This window comes from Paeniglutamicibacter sulfureus, from assembly GCF_030512175.1.
In the GTDB taxonomy this organism is placed as follows: Bacteria; Actinomycetota; Actinomycetes; order Actinomycetales; family Micrococcaceae; genus Paeniglutamicibacter; species Paeniglutamicibacter sulfureus.
In genome coordinates this window covers 2,767,302-2,783,649 of record NZ_JAULBL010000002.1, presented here as the reverse complement: position 1 = coordinate 2,783,649, position 16,348 = coordinate 2,767,302, and the positions used below count along the sequence as shown (strand labels likewise).

Sequence of the window (16,348 nt, the reverse complement as noted above, 5' to 3'; positions counted from 1 at the left end):
GCGGCGTCCCCGGTGGTCGGGGGCAAAAAATTCCTGCTCCCTTCCATCGACCTTGGCGCGATTGTGCGCGACACTTTGCTTATGAAAGAAAAGATCACGCTTGTGCCCACCCGCAGAAGTGTCATTGGCGCCGCGCTGGTTTCCAGCGCCGCGGTGACCTTGGTGTCGTGCGGGTCCGACGATAAGCCCCAGGATCTCCCGGAAGCCACCGGCACCGGTACGGACGCCATCGATGTCTCCCGTTTGCCGGTGGACGGTACCGCCTCGGTCACCGTCAACGGAAGCGGATACCTGCTTTACCGCCCAGACGAGGCAACCGTCCTCGCGTACACCTCCGTGTGCACGCACCAGGGATGCAAGGTCGGCAGCGGCAGCGGCGAAACCTTCGAGTGCCCGTGCCACGGCTCCAAGTTCTCGAAAGCCGATGGCTCGGTCGCCCAGGGCCCGGCCGACGCTTCGCTGAAGCGCTTTCCGGCTGCGATCGAGGGCGACAAGGTCAAGATCTTCCTCTGATCCGGAAGCCTGCCGGGCCTCGGCAGGGGTTGTAAGTGACATCGCACCGCCACTTCGATCCTGCCTGCGCACGTGCATGGAATGATGGGAATCATGACTTCGCTTTCTTCCCCCATCACGCGTCGCGCCTTTGGTGGCACCACCGTGGCGGCCGGTGCCACCCTGGCCCTGGCCGCCTGCGGCGACGGTTCCTCGGCGGCACCGAACAACGTGCCCTCCGCCCCTCCTGAGCCCGTCGGCACTGGCACCGTGGTGGCGACCACCGCCGAATTGGCCGTGGGTACTCGCCTGTCGGTTGAAGCGGTCCTCACCCAGTGCGAGGCAGCGGGTAGGCAGGCAGGCTTCCTGCTGTTCCGCCCGAACCAAAAATCCGTCCTGGCCTACTCGGCAATCTGCACCCACCAGGGATGTGCGGTCGGCGCGAAGTCGCCCAACGATGACGAGGCGTTCTACTCCTCCTGCCACGGCTCCTTCTTCCAACCCGAGGACGGCAAGGCCGTCGCCGGTCCCGCCCGCGGCGCGCTGGAGCGCTTTGCCGCGGAAATCAAGGGCGACGACGTCCTCATCTACGTCTAGGCTGCGCCTTGGTTGGGTCTTTCGGCGGCCGGGCATCCGAGACTAGGCATCGAAACCGTGGGTCATGAACCCGATGGTTCCCTCATCGAGCCCCGCTAGCGAGAGCCAGCCGGCCTCGCTGGGTGCCCCGGGCACGCCGAAGGCCGTGATGTTCGCTCCCCAGCGGGTGCACACCAGCTCGTTCGCATCGTTGACCCAGTGGGTGGCAACCAACAGTCCGTCGGCCCAGGCCTCGAAACGCCGGGCCGAAAGTACGCCACCCAACGGGATGGGGAGTTCTTCGGGCGGGCCCACCTGCTGGATCCGCGCATTGGGTTCCGCGCGCCGAGGGACGAGGGGGCCGTGTATCTCCTGGCCGGACTCGTTCAGGCGCACATACTCCACCGGGTTCCCGGGATCCCGAATGGCCCGCTGCAACATCAGGATGTCAGCAAAGCTCGGCATGGACTCCGCGGGCGGATCCTGCGTCTCCCGGCGCATGAGCCGGGCCTGGTCCATGGTTAGGTCGCGGAACCAGCTCAGCTCCCAGGCGTCGGAGCCCGGGTCAAACCGCACGCGCGACTCTGCCCGATAGGGTTGGACGCCCTCCTCCACCAGGACGCGGGTCAGCAACACGTTGGATTCAAGGTTCCGGTAGAGCACCCCGATCCGCTGCTGGTCGCGGACCAGCACATCCCACCGCTCAAAATCCTCTGGCATGTTTCTCCCATGGCTCGTTGGCCCCCAAGAAATCCCACACTACCGGCCCCGGCAGTCCCAACGAGCCGATGCGTGGTTCCGGGACCCATTTTCCCTGCTATGCCCGGGCGGCCCGGGTGTTGACCGTCGCGTTGTTTGACGATCTTCGCGTCACCGGGTTTGACGACGAGCCGCCCATGGAAATGCCCTGCCGAGGGGTTTCGGCAGGGCATTCGTTGTCTTGCTGACGGCGTGGTCGTCGTCGGTGCCGGGCTCCTATTCGCTGTTTTCGGTGATCGCGGATTGCGCCGCGGCCTGGTCGACGATGGTCTTGTTGCCGGCGTAGGTGGCGATCAACGCGGAGACGGCGAGGTTGTTCACCGCTCGCGGGTAACCCCGGGAGGCCTGGTGGATGGCGGTAACGGCATCCTCGGAGAACAGCGTGTCCGATCTGCCCGCAAAACCGAGATGCGCTTTGATATAGCTGGCTGTGTCGGCAAGGTTCATGCCGGTGAGGGTGAAACGGGTGCCGATGCGCTGGTCCAGCGCGGCCAGGACGGCCATCTTCAGGCGCCTGCGCAGCGTGGGTTGCCCAATGAGCAGCAATGCGAAGTGGGACCCGGTATCAAGGGCCGTGTTGGTGAGCATGCGCAGGGATTCCAGCTCGGTGTTGCTCAAAAGGTGCGCCTCGTCGATGACCACGACCGGCAGGCGGGAACGCTCGTCCAGCTCCCCGGCCAGCAGTGCCGCGGTTTGGGTGGCCAGTACCCCGGAATAGAAGGATGGCTGGCCGCCCAGGGCCGAAACGATGGTGGCATGGATGCCGCGCATGGTGATGGTCGGGTCCGGAAGATAGATGACCTGGTGGCGGGAGGCCTCGAGCCCGGCCAGTGCCGCGCGCACCGCGACGGTTTTCCCGGCACCGACCTCCCCGGTGATCACACCCATTTGGCGTTGGCCGATGCACCAGTGGATCCGGGCGATCGCCTCGCGGTGCCCGGGGTGCGGATGCAGCGCCTGGGGCGGGATGTCCGCGCTGAAGGGCATGCGGGAAAAACCGTAATGGCTTTGCAGTGACGTGATGCTCACGGCGTGTTCTCCTGGCGGTGGTGCGCTTTGGCGGTGTCGGTGTTTCTGGACGGGGTGGCGAGTTTCTCGAAGCTGATCGGAGCCCCGCTCATGGTGTGTTTGTGTTGGTCCTCGAGCAGGCGCAGGTAATCGATACCGGTGGAAACGTTTTGGGCTCCGGCGTCCCGGTCGGCGGCCGCATTCTTGGCCTTCGGGTGCACGTGCCGACGAATCTGAAGCAGGGTCGCGGTTCCGGCCGGGACTCCCAGGTGGGAGTGCACGGCGATGGGGGCGGCCAGGTCGAAGGGATCATAGATGAGTTCGACCCGGGTTCCTGCCAGCACCGGGTCCACCTGGTAGGTGTTGCCCAGCAGGGAGATCGTGGCAGTCTTGGTGACCTTACGTTTCTCGGACCAGAGGAATGCCTCACTGACCTGGTCCGGGGATTTGCGTACCGGGGTGCGTTTGACCCAGCTGGCATCCCAGCGCTCAAGCGGTGTTTGCCCGGTGGTGGAGTGGATGGTGCGGTGATAGAGAACCTGCACCCAGGAGGTGAAGAGCGCGTTCAGTTCTTGCAGGGTGGAGATCTCCGATCCCTGCCCGGTGCCCGGAAGCGAGGGCTGGTTGGTGACGGTGATTTCACCCAGGAATTGCTGGGTCACGGTATTGAAGAACCGCTCAATTTTGCCCCTTCCCTGCGGGCGGTAGGGGGCCGAATGAACCAACCTGATCCCCAGCTTCGCCGTGACCCGCTGAAGTGCCTTGTCAGCAAAGGCACTGCCGTTGTCGACATAGACCTGACGTGGTATTCCGTGGGTTTGCAGGGCCGGACGCAGCACCGCGGCCAGGCGGACGGTGTCCTCGGCGAAGGCCCACCGGGAGGCGACCACCATCCGGGAATGGTCATCGAGGAACGCGAACAAATAGGTTTTGCGTCCCTCGATCCGCGGCCCATGCAGGGCATCTCCCACCCAGATTTCGTTGGATTCCTCGGTTTCGAAGCGGCCGGTGGCGGCCCCGGGAACGCCGGTGGAAATGTCCAGGGACCGGAAGTGGCGCAGCAGCGTCGTTTCCGAGGGTGCATCGCCCAGCGTGGTGGCGATGATCCTTTTGATTTGGGCGGCAGTGCGGTGAGGCTTCTCCCGCTTCAAGGTCTCGGCCAGCAGCAGCACCCGGGGCTCGGTGATCGGGCCTTGGGCGCGTTGGGTTGGCTTCAACCCGTCAAAGCCGTCCTTCTTCCAGGCCTTGATCCAGCGATCGATACTTTCCCGGGAGAACCGCTTGGTGCCCCCGAAAGGCCAGGGATGGTATTGGATGGCCAGTGCGCGCACCATGACACCTCGGGCCTTGGCACCGAGCTGGTCATCGGCTGCTTCCCGGATGAGCTGGTAGCGGAACAGGGCGATCTGCTCGGCGCGTTCGCTGCGTTTCACCGGTCCTTTCACCGGAGCCGAGGACGGTGCCGGTGTTGCCGGTGGAGGGTCGGCTGCAACGAAGGTTTCCGGACGCTGTTCCGGGATCAGGGCAAGTGGCATCAAGGCGGTGTCCTTTCAGGGAAACGGTATTTATCGGCACCACCTGCACCGGGGCGCAGGTCATGCTTGTTGCCCACTTTCGCCCATCAACACCCCGCCCTATCAGGGCCAATTGGTGTTGCAAGCCTTTTCACCCACCAGGTGCCGCTGAACACCCACGGCCCGGCGCTGGCCAACGCGGCAGCATGCCAAGGAACCGCACTGGCTTCCGGGACCGCAAAACGCTCGCCCACCACCCGGGCATAGGCCAACAGAACCCCCAAGGCCTGGGCAAGAATTCCACGGGCGGACTGCGGCCAGAGCGACGCGGCATCCGACGCGTCCCGGAGCAGCAGAGACCGAAACCAAGAACACAGGGACGCGGCGGAAGAGCCGAAAGACCGCAGCCAACCACGCACCGTGCTCACCGGCCGGCCCACCCGATCCGCGATGGAGCGGTGGCCGAGCCCCTCGAGGGCCTTGGCTTCGATGGCTGCGGCGATCACCAAAGCCTCATCAGCCTTCCGTGCCGCCAGAACAACCGGCAACAGCACATGAGTCATCCGGCATCCGGTGCACCGGGCCCGCAACGGGCAAAACACCGACACGGACGGCCCCGCGGTTCCCATGCGGATCCGTCGTTCCCGTGCATGGCCCCACGGACGCAATGCCCCGGCGCATTCGGGGCATGAAAGGAGGCCGCCACGCAGATCAGATTCGACAGCGGCGGGCGCATAACTTACCGTGATCATTAGCGCGACTCTTTCGCGTTAGAACGACCCGGCGCAGCCTTCGAAATCTGGCGCTGGGTCGTTTGCCTTAAGTTTGGTTATCGTCAGCTTGCCGCCGCCAATAACCGAAGATCAAGACCTACAAGTCGAAACCTTGCATCGGCACCGAACTCGACGGCTCATCCCCAAACAACGCGACGCTCAACACCCGGGCAGGTTCCATTCTGTGGACGCGGTGCGCGGTGGCAGCCATGAACGCCTCGTCATGGGTGGAGAAGAGCACGGCCCCGCCGCGGTCCAGCACCTTCCCGATCGCACCGTGCAGCCGCGCCATCCCTTCCGCGTCCAGCGCCTCGGTCGGCTCATCGAGCAACAGCACGCTCGGATCGCGCACCAGCACGGTGGCCAGGGCCACGAGGCGCCGGGCGGAGGCGGGCAACTCGTAGGGGTGGGTTTCCGCCTCGGCGGCCAGCCCCAGGGTGGCCAGCACCTCCGGTACCCGCGCCGCCTGGGGACCGCGTTTGGGCAGGCCGAAGGAGACCTCGCGGCGGACCGTCCGTTCGAAGAGCTGGTCGGAGGGGTTCTGCAGCAAGAGCCCGATGGACCCGCCGGGGCGCACATGGTCAACGACCCGTCCGGCGCCGGGGCGCAGCAACCCGGCCGCTGCCTTGAGCACCGTGGTCTTGCCCGCCCCGTTCGGCCCGGCCAGCGCGACGCATTCACCGGCCCTCACCTGCAGGTCAAGTGAAGCCACCACGGGGTCGGAGGATCCCGCGTAGCCGAGCTCCGTGCCGGCGAACTCGAGCAGTAAGGCCCCGTCAGCGCGCGGATTCCGGCGAGCCGGTGGTGGTGCAGGCACGCTGCCGGCCATATCGGCGCCCTCTACCGGGCTGGTGCTGCCGGCGCGCAGCGACAGCACCCGGTCTGCACCGGCCGCCAACCCATCGAGGCTGCGGGTGAGCAGCACCAGCGCTGTCCCCTCGGAGCGCAGGTGACCCAGCAGGGCCGAGACCTGGCTCGCCGCCGAGGCATCCAGCCCGGCCAGCGGTTCGTCAAGGACCAGCACCGGCGCGGCGCCCAGGGCGAGCGCGGCCAGGGCCACGAGGCGTTCCTGCCCGCCGGAGAGCTTCCCCGAATCACGGGGCAGCAGGGAACCGATTCCCAGTTTCCGGGCCAGCGCGGCGATGCCCAGGCGCATGTCTGCGCGCGGCACCCCGGCGTTCTCCAGTCCCAGGGCCAGTTCCTCCTCCACGGTTTCGCGTACCCCGGAGAGGTAGTGCCGGGCATCCTGGGGCAGCATTCCGACGTGGCGGGCCCACCCCACCGGATCGATGCGCGGGTCGGCGCCGGCACCGTGGCGGATCTCCTGCCCGGCGAGGGTGATGCGCCCTACCATGTCGTCGCCGTCGTGGCGGGGCAACATCCCCGCAAGCACAGCACCAAGCGTTGACTTGCCGGAGCCTGAGTCCCCCACGATTGCCGTCAGCGATCCCGGCGCCAGGGACAGGCACATGCCGGCAAGCGTGTCGTGCTCGGCCCCGGAGTAACGGAAGCGTTCCAATTCCAGCTCGAGCATTGCGTTGCGGGTCGCGGTCATGCGGCGGCCATCCATTCCGGGGCCAGGACCGCCAGGGGGCCGATGATGATGCAGGCAAGCGCTGCCCGGCGCAGTCGGGCCTGGGCGGCCGAGTCAGGAACCGAACGCAGGCGGGTGTGCGGCCCCGCAGCCGGGAAGCCGCGCGCGGCCAGGTGGGCGGAGCGGTCGGCTGCGTCCTGCAGGGCGAAAAGCACCAGCGGCACCGAGCACAAGCGGATCCGGCGCCACCAGCCAACCGGCCCGGCACCGGCGGCCGCCCCTCGCAGCGCCTGCGCTTGCCCGATGGCGCGCTGGCGTTCGGCCAGGCGGGGCAGCAGGGAAAGCGTGGCGGCCACCAGGTAGCCCAGTTGCGGAGGGGCACCGGAGAGATCGACGGCGGCGACGAGGTCGTGCCTGTCGATGAGCAGCGTGCACAGCAGCCCGGCGACCACCAGCACGGCGGTGCGCAGCCCCAGCTGCCCGGCGGTGGCCAGCCCCTCGATGGTGATCCTGAGCGGGCCGGCAACGGCCAGCACATGGCTTCCGGTACGGTCGATGAGCCCGTGGATCAGCAGCTGGGAGCCCCAGGCCGGCAGCAGGATGGCGGCAGCGAGCCCTGCCAGCCTCCGCCCACGGCGCGCCCACATCGCCAGCAGCACGCAGCCCAGCAGCACCGAGGCGCTGAGCCACCAACGGCCGGCCGCCGTGGTGGTGGCCACGACTGCCGCCGCGAGGGCGAGCACCGTGAAGGGATGCAATGGTGCGGTCCGGGGCACTGGCAGCTTCCTAGCGCGAGGCGCGGCGGCCGAGTACCCGATGACGGCGCACGAAGGCGAAGCCTGCACTCAGCCGCCCGGGCAGCGCATACACCAGCAGCGCGGCGAGCAGGAAGACGATGGCCTTGTCCCCGGGATCGGAGATCAGCGCCTGCTTGGTCACGGCGCCCAGCAGCGAGTCCCCCATCGAGCGGAATGCGGCGACCAGCGCGCCGGTGCCCACCCCGGAGGTCCCGCCGAAGACGAAGGCGGCGACGGGTGCGGAGAGAACGCCCACCAGGACCCCGGCCAAGAGCCCGGCCACCGGCGCCAGATAAGGGCGGCGCAGCGCACCGAAGCGGGCGGCGGTGCCGGCCAGGAAGCCGACCAGCGCGGCCCCCGCGGCGAAGGGCAGCACCGTCGGGTTGAACAACGACCAGATAAGCGTGCCGAGCACGCCGGTGGCTGCCCCGGCGCGGCGGCCGGCCAGGAAGCCGACGAGCACCGTGCCCAGCGAGTCCAGGTAAAGCGGGATCATCACGGAGCCGACAAACTGGCCCAGCACGATGTTCAGCCCAAGTGCCACGGGGATCAGGGTGAGCGTGGAGACCGGCAGCTCGGGCAGCACGGCCGCGAGCAGCAGGAGCGCGGCTGCCAGGTAGGCCGCGAAGGTGGCCAGGGCAACCCCTTGGCCGAGGCCGTCGACGAGGCCGGCCGGCTGGGTCAGGACCAGGACGGTGTAGGTGCCGGCCAGCAGGAGCACTCCGGCGGCGGCAAGGATCCGGCCGCGCAGGGCGTGCCCTGCGGCTTTCTCGGGCAGGGTCAGGTTCGGTGACATGATGGGGGCATTCCTCGGGTGCTGGGGGCGCAGCCGGTGAAGACCGGTGGCGCAGCTGGGCGGGAGCGGGGGCCTATGTCACCTCGGCCCGGTGAATGATTCTAGCCGATTTGGCCCGGGCCCGGTTCCCCTTGGGGAGCCCCGTCCAGCCGCCGGGCGAGGGCACCGAGGCGGGAAACGAGTTCGGCAAACCCCGCCGCCGGATCGTTCCAGGACACGACGCGGGCGTTGGCGGGCTTTCCCCAGAGCGCGCGGAAGTCAGCAACGGTGGTTCCCGTCAACAACGGGGATACGGTTTCGACATCCACGGTGGCGCCGGCGCTGCGGTACTCGAGCGTGCCGGCGGCGATCCCGGCGGCAAAGTAGTCGTGTACGTGGGCGATGTAGCCCTGGTCGTAGTGGCGGTGGAATTCGAAGTAGAAACGCAGCGCGTCGGAAAGATAGCGCACCAACGGGTTCGAGGCGGTGCTGCGCGTGCCTTCCGGGTCCCCGGCAAGCACCTGCTCGGGTTCGGCGCAGCCCGCCGCGGCGGCCAGGTCGGTGAGCAAGCCGGGCTGCATCTCGAAGCGCTCGGTGGAATCCAGCGAGCATACGATCGGCAACTTCTGGACGTCGAGACCCGCCTGGGCGGCCGCGGTGTAGGCGGCGTAGACCTCGGCGGCGGCGTGCGGGTCCACGTGGGTGTTCCACTCCGCGGTCGGGGTGGTGTTTCCCTGGTGGTAGAAGGCCCCGCCCATGATCACCACCCGGCCCAACAACCAGGGAAGCCGTGGTTCCCGGCGCAGCGCGAGCGCGAAGTTGGTCAGCGGGGCGCTCAGCAGGGCAGTGAGTTCCCCGGGGTTGGCGCGGGCTGCCTCGATCCAGTATTCGACAGCGTCTATTCCATGGCCGGCGGCGGGTCCGGGATCCGGCAGCGTCGCATAGCCGACCCCTTGCGGGCCATGGGTTTCCGGGGTGGTGGTCAGCGGCACCTGCAGGGGGGCCCGCGCGCCGATGAGCACCGGTACCTGCGGCTGCCCGCACAACGCCAACAGCGCCCGGTTGTTGGCAGCGACCTGGTCGGCGTCGACGTTCCCGGGCGTCGCGGTGACCGCCACGATTTCAACGTGGCCGCAGGCGGCGAGGTAGGCCAGCGCGAGGGCGTCGTCGATTCCGGTGTCGTTGTCCAGCAGGATCCGGATGCGGGGCGTGTCCATTGGCTAGAAGAGCGCGATCTTGGGCACGGCCGGGAAGATCGCGTCCAGCTCGGCAAGGTCCTCGGTGCCTGGCTTCCAACCGGCGGAAGCGGCGTTCTGCTTCACCTGTTCGGGGCGGGTGGCCCCGGCGATGACGCTGGCGACCGAAGGCCGGGAGGCGAGCCAGGAGAAGGCGACCTGAAGCTCGGTCAGTCCGCGGGCGGCGGCGAACTCACCGAAGTCGCCCAGCTGGCCGAAGTCGGCGGTGTCCATCAGGTGCCGTCGGGCGTGGGTCAGCCTGGAGCCTTCCGGGGCGGAGCCGCCGGAGTACTTGCCGGTCAACAGCCCGTTGGCCAGCGGGAAGTAGGGCAGCAGGCCCAGCGAGTACGCCTCCGCAGCCGGTGCCACCTCGAGCTCGGCACGCCGATCGAGCAGGTTGTAGTGGTTCTGCGTGGAGACGAAGCGTGCCCCGCCGGCGGCGCGTGCGGTGAACTCGGCCTCGGCGATCTGCCACCCGGCGCGGTTCGAGTGCCCGATGTAGCGCACTTTGCCGGCTGTCACCAGGTCGTCTAGCGCGGCAAGGGTCTCCCCAATGGGCGTGAGCTGATCCGGGGTGTGGAATTGGTAGAGGTCGATGTAGTCCGTGCCGAGCCGCCGCAGCGATGCCTCGACTGCCCGCACGATGTAGCGCCGCGAGCCGCGGGCACCGAAGTCGTTGCCGTTGGCGCCGCCCATGTCCATGCCGAACTTGGTGCCAATGACCACCTCGTCGCGCCGCTGCCCCAGTGCCTTGCCGAGCATGGTCTCGGACAGCCCGGGCTCCCTGCCGTAGGTGTCCGCGACGTCAAAGAATGTGATTCCCGACTCAAGGGCGGCGTTGATGACGGCGTCGGTGCCGGCCTGTTCCTCGGTCGCGGTGCCTGTCCTGCCCAGGTTGTTGCACCCTAGCCCGACGGCCGAAACCACCAGTCCGGATGCTCCCAATCGACGGTATTCCATGGTGCCCATGCGCATTAGTCCTTTCACCGGTCATCCCTTGGCCAATGCCCCGCGCGTGCGCGGAAGGCATGGAGGCGGGTTGCTGTGCCCGCCTAAGCATTCAAGCATGCACCATGCCGGGCGGCACAGTGTGTCGCGGCCGAGGCGGCGTGGGTTCACGGTAAACGCCCATGAACCCTTAAGATGGGGGTTATGTCTAAAGTCCTCACCTCCCTGCCCGTTGGCGAACGCGTAGGTATCGCGTTCTCCGGTGGCCTTGATACTTCCGTCGCCGTTGCCTGGATGCGTGAAAAGGGTGCCATCCCTTACACGTACACCGGAGACCTCGGCCAATACGATGAGCCGAACATCGACGCCGTTCCGGGCCGCGCCCTGGAATACGGTGCAGAGGCCGCCCGCCTGGTCGACTGCAAGCCCGCCCTGGTCGAAGAGGGCCTCGTCGCCCTGGCCTGCGGCGCCTTCCACATCCGCTCCGGCGGCAAGGCCTACTTCAACACCACCCCGCTGGGCCGTGCCGTCACCGGCACCCTGCTGGTGCGCGCCATGCGCGAAGACGGCGTGGACGTGTGGGGCGACGGCTCCACCTACAAGGGCAACGACATCGAGCGGTTCTACCGCTACGGCCTGCTCTCCAACCCGAAGCTGCGCATCTACAAGCCGTGGCTTGACCCGGCCTTCGTGCAGGAGCTCGGCGGCCGCTCGGAAATGAGCGAATGGCTTGTCGAGCGCGACTTCCCGTACCGCGACTCCGCCGAAAAGGCCTACTCCACCGACGCCAACATCTGGGGCGCCACCCACGAGGCCAAGACCCTCGAACTGCTGAACACCTCGCTGGAATCGGTCCAGCCGATCATGGGCGTGCGCTACTGGGACGAGTCGGTCGAGGTCAAGACCGAGGACGTCTCCGTGACCTTCGAGGCCGGCCGTCCGGTCGCCATCAACGGCGTTCGTTTCGAGAATGCCGTTGCGCTGGTCGACGAGGCCAACAAGATCGGTGGCCGTCACGGCCTGGGCATGAGCGACCAGATCGAAAACCGCATCATCGAGGCGAAGTCCCGCGGCATCTACGAGGCCCCGGCCATGGCGCTGCTGCACATCACCTACGAGCGCCTGCTCAATGCGATCCACAACGAAGACACCGTGGCCAACTACCACGCAGAGGGCCGCCGCCTGGGCCGCCTGATGTACGAAGGCCGTTGGCTGGACCCGCAGGCCCTGATGCTGCGCGAGTCCCTGCAGCGCTGGGTCGGCTCCGCCGTCACCGGCACCGTCACCGTGCGCCTGCGCCGCGGCGACGACTACACGGTGCTGGACACCACGGGACCGAACCTCAGCTACCACCCGGACAAGCTGTCCATGGAGCGCGTTGGCGACTCCGCGTTCGGCCCGCTGGACCGCATCGGCCAGCTGACCATGCGCAACCTGGACATCGCCGATTCCCGCTCGCGCCTGGAGCAGTACGCCAACCAGGGCCTGCTCGGCGAAAAGACCGTGAAGCTGGTCGGCAAGCTTGAAGCCGGCGGCGCATCGGCAATCGTTGACGCCGAGGCGGTCGACGCCGACGAATTGGCTTCCGATCGCGCCCTCGAGCGTGCCGCGTTTGATTCGGGCACCGACTAGCAGCGCATCACCGGTGTGCCCTTAAGGCCGCCACATTTGGGGCGGGGCGCCCCTTGCCGGGAAACCGGCGAGGGCGCCCCGCCCTTTTTCATGACCTGGAATCGATGGCATCGAGGTCGCGCACCGCAAAGCGGTGGTGCTCCCATTCCTCCTGCAGGATCGTGTGGAGGCAACTCAGGATCGTCTCCGGGTGTTGGGGATTCCAGGACTCCCCCGTCTTCGAGCAGGTCAGCGTCGTTGAATGTCGCTCCGTGCAGGCCGCCGGATGCGTTGACGACTGCCAAGGTGCCCGGGTTCGCAGCACCGGTCCGTGCCGGCTTGCTAGACTTCTCGACCACGCCACGTTGCCTACATTATTCGGAGAAACCTTGTCGAAAAACATCCCACGCGCCCGGCTCTGGTCGTGGGCGCACGCCGAGCGCACCGCCCTGGCCCGCGACCTCGACGGGCTCGAGGACAAACAGTGGGCTACGACCTCGTTGTGCGGGCGGTGGAGCGTGGAAGAGGTCGTGGCACACCTGAGTGCCGCGGCAAGTGTGGGCCCGGCTCGCTGGATGGCCAGCGTACTGGGTGCCAGGTTCAATTTCGACCTGCACAATGACAGGCGCCTGTCAGAGTACCGCGGGGCAACACCTGCCGAAACATTGGCACGCTTTCGCGCGATCCTCACCAGCACCACCTCGACATTCGGTCCGGTCGAGGCGTGGTTGGGCGAAGTCCTCATCCACGGCCAGGACGTCCGCGAACCCTTGGGGATCGAACACGAGGTCGATCCGGAGGCCGCCACCGCTCTCGCGGTTTTCCTGGCCCAACGGGATTTCACGGTTTCTAGCAAGACGAACATTGCCGGTTTGCGGCTCGAGGCTACCGACGGTCCTTTTGCCACGGGAGCGGGCCCACTGGCCAGAGGCACAACGATGGCGCTGGTGATGGCAATGGCCGGACGCGGAGCCTATTGCGGGCAGCTGGACGGTGCGGGTGCCGAAGCGCTGCTGGCCCGATGCACGGCGGCTACGGACAGCTGATCCTGCCATTGGACCTGACCTGGACAGCACAATGCCCGGCAACGATGAATCGTTGCCGGGCATTGTGCCCATGGTGCTAGTCCAAGGTGAACGGTGCCTTGGCCGGAAGCGGGAATGCCTGCCTGGCCTTCTCCGGCGCCTCGAACGGTGCGGTGGCGATGGAAAGCTTGGTGAAGTCCAGCTTGGCCTCGCGCAGGCAGGTCTTGATGGCCGCCACGGCCTTCTTGGGCTCCGGGGACAGGACGCGGATGTTCAGCTTGCGCGGGGCGTAGTCCGAGGACTCCACGGTGCCCAGGCCGCGCCAGGCCAGGTGCCCTACCAGGGCTTCCTTGGCGGTGGATTCCAGGTACTTGTCGCGGTCGGTACCCACGGCGGTCTTCAGCGCGTACTGCACGATGACCCAACCCTGGTCTTCCTCGGCCAGCGGCACGAAGCCGTCTTCCTGGCAGGCCTCGGAGAACGCGTCCAACAGCCCCTCGGCCGTCGCGGGTGTGACGTCCTTGGCGGTCTCGGTCTTGGACTGGTGGCCCACGGTACCGTGGTTCACCACGAACTGGCCGAGTTCTTCGCCCTCGTAGGTGGAGAACCAGGCCTCTCGGAAGTACAGGGTTCCGTCTTCGTCGCGGCGGTAGGTGCGGACTATTGACATGCGGTGGTGCTCCTTAGCGGGATGATGAGTCTGAAAATGCCGTACGGCCGCGTGCGAGCCATCCGGTCGCGGTGCCGTCAAAGGGGGCGTGTGCCCCGCCGAGCGAGCCGAGCAGGCGGCTGGCCTCGTCGCTGATGCACGACACCAGCTCCTGCGGGTAGCCCATGGATGCGCTGTGCTCGGCGAATTCGTCCTCGTCGTCGAGGAAGATGCCGCGTGAGCGCGAGTCTATGACGTCGAGGTCCATGTCCACGGAGTTGGCTTCCCAGCCGCCGCGGGCCAGTTTGCGCCAACCGATCTGGGTCGACAGGTCAAGGTAAACGCGGAAGTCCTCGGCGCGGTCGTCGTAGAACGTGCCCAGCCATTGCCCGGCACGGGGCACCAGGCAGACCGCATCGGTGTCGGCCCAGTGTCCGTGGCCGGGACGCGATACCAGCGAGCCGGCGGGCTGGTAGATCCAATGGCCGTGGTCGTCGGCGCCGAGGTAGCGCCCGGGCACCACCCAGTGCGGGTGCCCGTCGTATTTCCAGGCCCTGGCCACCACCAGGTCCCCGGGGTCGGCACCGGCAGGGTCCCGCGGCAGGCCCGCGGGCACCGGTGCTGCTGCGTTCACAGCTGGGGAATCTGTCCGGTGGGCATCTCTGCTCCGGGCAGCGGTCGGGCGAAGGGGACCTTGGTGCCCAGCACCTGGGCCAAGGTGTCGTTGGCGATCCGGTCGGCGGTGAGTCCCACTCGTTCCAAGACCTCGTCGCGGGTGCCGTGGGCCAGGAACTCGGTGGGCAGGCCCACCTCGTTCAGTGCCGTGTCGACGCCCGCCGCGCGCATTTCCTGACGGATACGCGAACCCACGCCGCCGGCGCGGACGCCGTCCTCGACGCACACCACGATGCGGTGGCGCGCAGCCAGGCCGATGATGGAGCGCGGCACCGGAAGCACCCAGCGCGGATCGACCACGGTGACCGTGATGCCCTGGGCGTTGAGCCGGGCGGCGACATCCAGGCACAGTTCGCTCATGGCGCCGACCGAAACGATGAGCACGTCGCGTTCCTCGCCGCTTCCGAGCTTGGCGAGCACGTCCACGCCGTCGTGCAGGCGCTGGATGGCGACAATTTCCGGGCCCACGCTGCCCTTGGAGAATCGGACCACCGAGGGCGCGTCCTTGATGGCCACGGCCTCGCGCAGTTCCTCGCGCAGCCGCACCGCATCGCGCGGGGCTGCCAGGTGGAGGTTGGGAATGATCTGCATCAGGGCCATGTCCCACATGCCGTGGTGGCTGGGTCCGTCGGGCCCGGTGACCCCGGCGCGGTCCAGCACCACGGTGACCCCGGCCTTGTGCAGGGCCACGTCCATGAGCAGCTGGTCGAACGCCCGGTTCAGGAACGTCGCATAGACGCACACCACCGGGTGCAGTCCGCCGAAGGCCAGGCCCGCGGCGGAGGTCATCGCGTGCTGTTCGGCGATGCCCACGTCCAGCACCCGTTCGGGGTGGCGTTCGGACATGGTCTTCAGGCCCACCGGCTGCAGCATCGCGCCGGTGATGGCAACGATGTCGCTTCGTTCGTCGGCGATGTCGGCGATTTCCTCGCCGAAGACCGAAGTCCAGGAACGGGCAGAGGCCTTGGATACGGGTTCGCCGGTCTGCGGGTCGATGACGCCCACCGCGTGGAACTGGTCGGCCTCGTCGGCGCGGGCCGGTGCATAGCCGCGGCCCTTTTCCGTCAGCGCGTGCACGATGACCGGTCCGCCGTAGTTGCGGGCCTGCTGCAGAGCTTGGTCGACGGCCGTCTGGTTGTGCCCGTCGATGGGGCCGATGTACTTCATGCCCAGGTCCTCGAACAGGCCCTGGGGTGCCCACCAGTCCTTGATGCCCTTCTTGGTGGCATGCAGGGACTTGTAGGTGAACTGGCCCACGGGGCCTGAATCCTTCAGGCGGCTCTTGAGCCTGTCCATGGTGTTTTCGTAGGCCGGGTGCGTGCGGAACATGTCCAGGCGCTGGCGCAGGCCGGCCAACTGGTCGGCGAGTCCGCCAATGGTCGGGGCGTAGGAGCGGCCGTTGTCGTTGACCACGATGACCACGCGGCGATCCTTGTCGGCGGCGATGTTATTGACCGCTTCCCAAGCCATGCCGCCGGTCAGGGCGCCGTCGCCGACCAGGGCGACAACGTAGCGGTCGGCTTCCCCGGTGAGCTTGCGGGCCCGGGAGATCCCGTCGGCCCAGGACAGCGAGGAGGAGGCGTGGGAGGACTCTACGATGTCGTGCACCGATTCGGCGCGTTCGGGATACCCGGAGAGCCCGCCCTGCTGGCGCAGCGTCGAGAAGTCCTGGCGCCCGGTCAGCAGCTTGTGGACGTAGGACTGGTGTCCGGTGTCAAAGATGATGGAGTCGGTGGGTGAATCGAAGGCCCGGTGGATGCCCAGCGTCAGCTCGACCACGCCGAGGTTGGGGCCCAGGTGTCCCCCGGTGCGGGCAACGTTCTTGATCAGGAATGACCGGATTTCCTTGGCCAGCTGGTGCATTTTAGCCGCGTCCAGGCCACGAAGGTCCCGCGGTTCCTTGATGGTCGGAAGCAGTGGCACGGAGGCAGTCCTTTCGCAGTGGCAAATACCCGTTCAATCTTACCGCTCGTCCCT

The 16,348-nt window shown here is 67.5% G+C and carries 16 protein-coding genes; 4 read left to right on the top strand and 12 right to left on the bottom strand.

All coding sequences use genetic code 11. From position 1 onward, the window contains the following. The first annotated feature begins 102 nt into the window (after window positions 1–102). Together Q2T94_RS19260 and Q2T94_RS19255 are read left to right on the top strand one after the other, a co-directional pair. Window positions 103–513, top strand: a complete 411-nt coding sequence (locus Q2T94_RS19260) for a Rieske (2Fe-2S) protein (protein ID WP_302266208.1) — start codon at window positions 103–105, stop codon at window positions 511–513. A 93-nt stretch (window positions 514–606) separates the two neighbouring features. Continuing rightward, window positions 607–1,089 carry a Rieske (2Fe-2S) protein gene (locus tag Q2T94_RS19255; RefSeq protein WP_302266207.1) on the top strand — a complete coding sequence of 161 codons (483 nt, stop codon included), beginning with the start codon at window positions 607–609 and terminating at the stop codon, window positions 1,087–1,089. Window positions 1,090–1,131: 42 nt separating this feature from the next. Here the strand turns inward: Q2T94_RS19255 and Q2T94_RS19250 are convergent, their stop codons facing one another. The 9 genes from Q2T94_RS19250 to Q2T94_RS19210 all read right to left on the bottom strand — a co-directional run bounded on the left by Q2T94_RS19250 (window position 1,132) and on the right by Q2T94_RS19210 (window position 10,423). Further along, window positions 1,132–1,788, bottom strand: a complete 657-nt coding sequence (locus tag Q2T94_RS19250; protein ID WP_302266206.1) for a hypothetical protein — start codon at window positions 1,786–1,788, stop codon at window positions 1,132–1,134. Window positions 1,789–2,043: 255 nt separating this feature from the next. Next, window positions 2,044–2,856, bottom strand: coding sequence for an ExeA family protein (locus tag Q2T94_RS19245; protein WP_302263215.1), 813 nt, complete (start codon window positions 2,854–2,856; stop codon window positions 2,044–2,046). Further along, window positions 2,853–4,370, bottom strand: a complete 1,518-nt coding sequence (locus tag Q2T94_RS19240; protein ID WP_302263214.1) for a DDE-type integrase/transposase/recombinase — start codon at window positions 4,368–4,370, stop codon at window positions 2,853–2,855. The genes Q2T94_RS19245 and Q2T94_RS19240 overlap by 4 nt, the downstream gene beginning before the upstream one ends. Before the next feature lie 86 nt (window positions 4,371–4,456). Then, window positions 4,457–5,101 (bottom strand): DUF6431 domain-containing protein, encoded by a 645-nt coding sequence (locus tag Q2T94_RS19235; RefSeq protein ID WP_302263213.1) that lies wholly within the window; start codon window positions 5,099–5,101, stop codon window positions 4,457–4,459. 118 nt (window positions 5,102–5,219) lie between these two features. Then, window positions 5,220–6,677, bottom strand: coding sequence for an ATP-binding cassette domain-containing protein (locus tag Q2T94_RS19230; protein WP_302266204.1), 1,458 nt, complete (start codon window positions 6,675–6,677; stop codon window positions 5,220–5,222). After that, window positions 6,674–7,432: an energy-coupling factor transporter transmembrane component T family protein gene (locus Q2T94_RS19225; protein WP_264270668.1), complete on the bottom strand. Its 759-nt coding sequence runs from the start codon at window positions 7,430–7,432 to the stop codon at window positions 6,674–6,676. The genes Q2T94_RS19230 and Q2T94_RS19225 overlap by 4 nt, the downstream gene beginning before the upstream one ends. A gap of 10 nt (window positions 7,433–7,442) precedes the next feature. Next, window positions 7,443–8,249, bottom strand: coding sequence for an ECF transporter S component (locus Q2T94_RS19220; RefSeq protein ID WP_302266203.1), 807 nt, complete (start codon window positions 8,247–8,249; stop codon window positions 7,443–7,445). 101 nt (window positions 8,250–8,350) lie between these two features. Then, window positions 8,351–9,445, bottom strand: a complete 1,095-nt coding sequence (locus Q2T94_RS19215; protein WP_264270666.1) for a nucleoside hydrolase — start codon at window positions 9,443–9,445, stop codon at window positions 8,351–8,353. Between the two features lie 3 nt (window positions 9,446–9,448). Further along, window positions 9,449–10,423: an aldo/keto reductase gene (locus Q2T94_RS19210; protein ID WP_302266465.1), complete on the bottom strand. Its 975-nt coding sequence runs from the start codon at window positions 10,421–10,423 to the stop codon at window positions 9,449–9,451. A 192-nt stretch (window positions 10,424–10,615) separates the two neighbouring features. Between Q2T94_RS19210 and argG the strand changes: the two genes are divergently transcribed. Further along, window positions 10,616–12,043: an argininosuccinate synthase gene (gene argG / locus Q2T94_RS19205; RefSeq protein ID WP_264270665.1), complete on the top strand. Its 1,428-nt coding sequence runs from the start codon at window positions 10,616–10,618 to the stop codon at window positions 12,041–12,043. 368 nt (window positions 12,044–12,411) lie between these two features. Beyond that, window positions 12,412–13,068 carry a maleylpyruvate isomerase family mycothiol-dependent enzyme gene (locus Q2T94_RS19200; RefSeq protein ID WP_302266202.1) on the top strand — a complete coding sequence of 219 codons (657 nt, stop codon included), beginning with the start codon at window positions 12,412–12,414 and terminating at the stop codon, window positions 13,066–13,068. 76 nt (window positions 13,069–13,144) lie between these two features. Here the strand turns inward: Q2T94_RS19200 and Q2T94_RS19195 are convergent, their stop codons facing one another. The 3 genes from Q2T94_RS19195 to dxs are packed head-to-tail and all read right to left on the bottom strand — an operon-like array spanning window position 13,145 to window position 16,294. Continuing rightward, the gene (locus Q2T94_RS19195; protein ID WP_302266201.1) at window positions 13,145–13,717 is read right to left on the bottom strand and encodes a hypothetical protein; all 573 of its coding nucleotides are present in this window, start codon (window positions 13,715–13,717) and stop codon (window positions 13,145–13,147) included. A 13-nt stretch (window positions 13,718–13,730) separates the two neighbouring features. Next, on the bottom strand, window positions 13,731–14,330 hold the full coding sequence (locus Q2T94_RS19190; RefSeq protein ID WP_302266200.1) for a ribonuclease FAU-1 family protein: 600 nt from the start codon (window positions 14,328–14,330) through the stop codon (window positions 13,731–13,733). Continuing rightward, the gene (dxs, locus tag Q2T94_RS19185) at window positions 14,327–16,294 is read right to left on the bottom strand and encodes a 1-deoxy-D-xylulose-5-phosphate synthase (protein WP_302266199.1); all 1,968 of its coding nucleotides are present in this window, start codon (window positions 16,292–16,294) and stop codon (window positions 14,327–14,329) included. Before dxs ends, Q2T94_RS19190 begins: the two co-directional genes overlap by 4 nt. Window positions 16,295–16,348 lie beyond the last annotated feature (54 nt).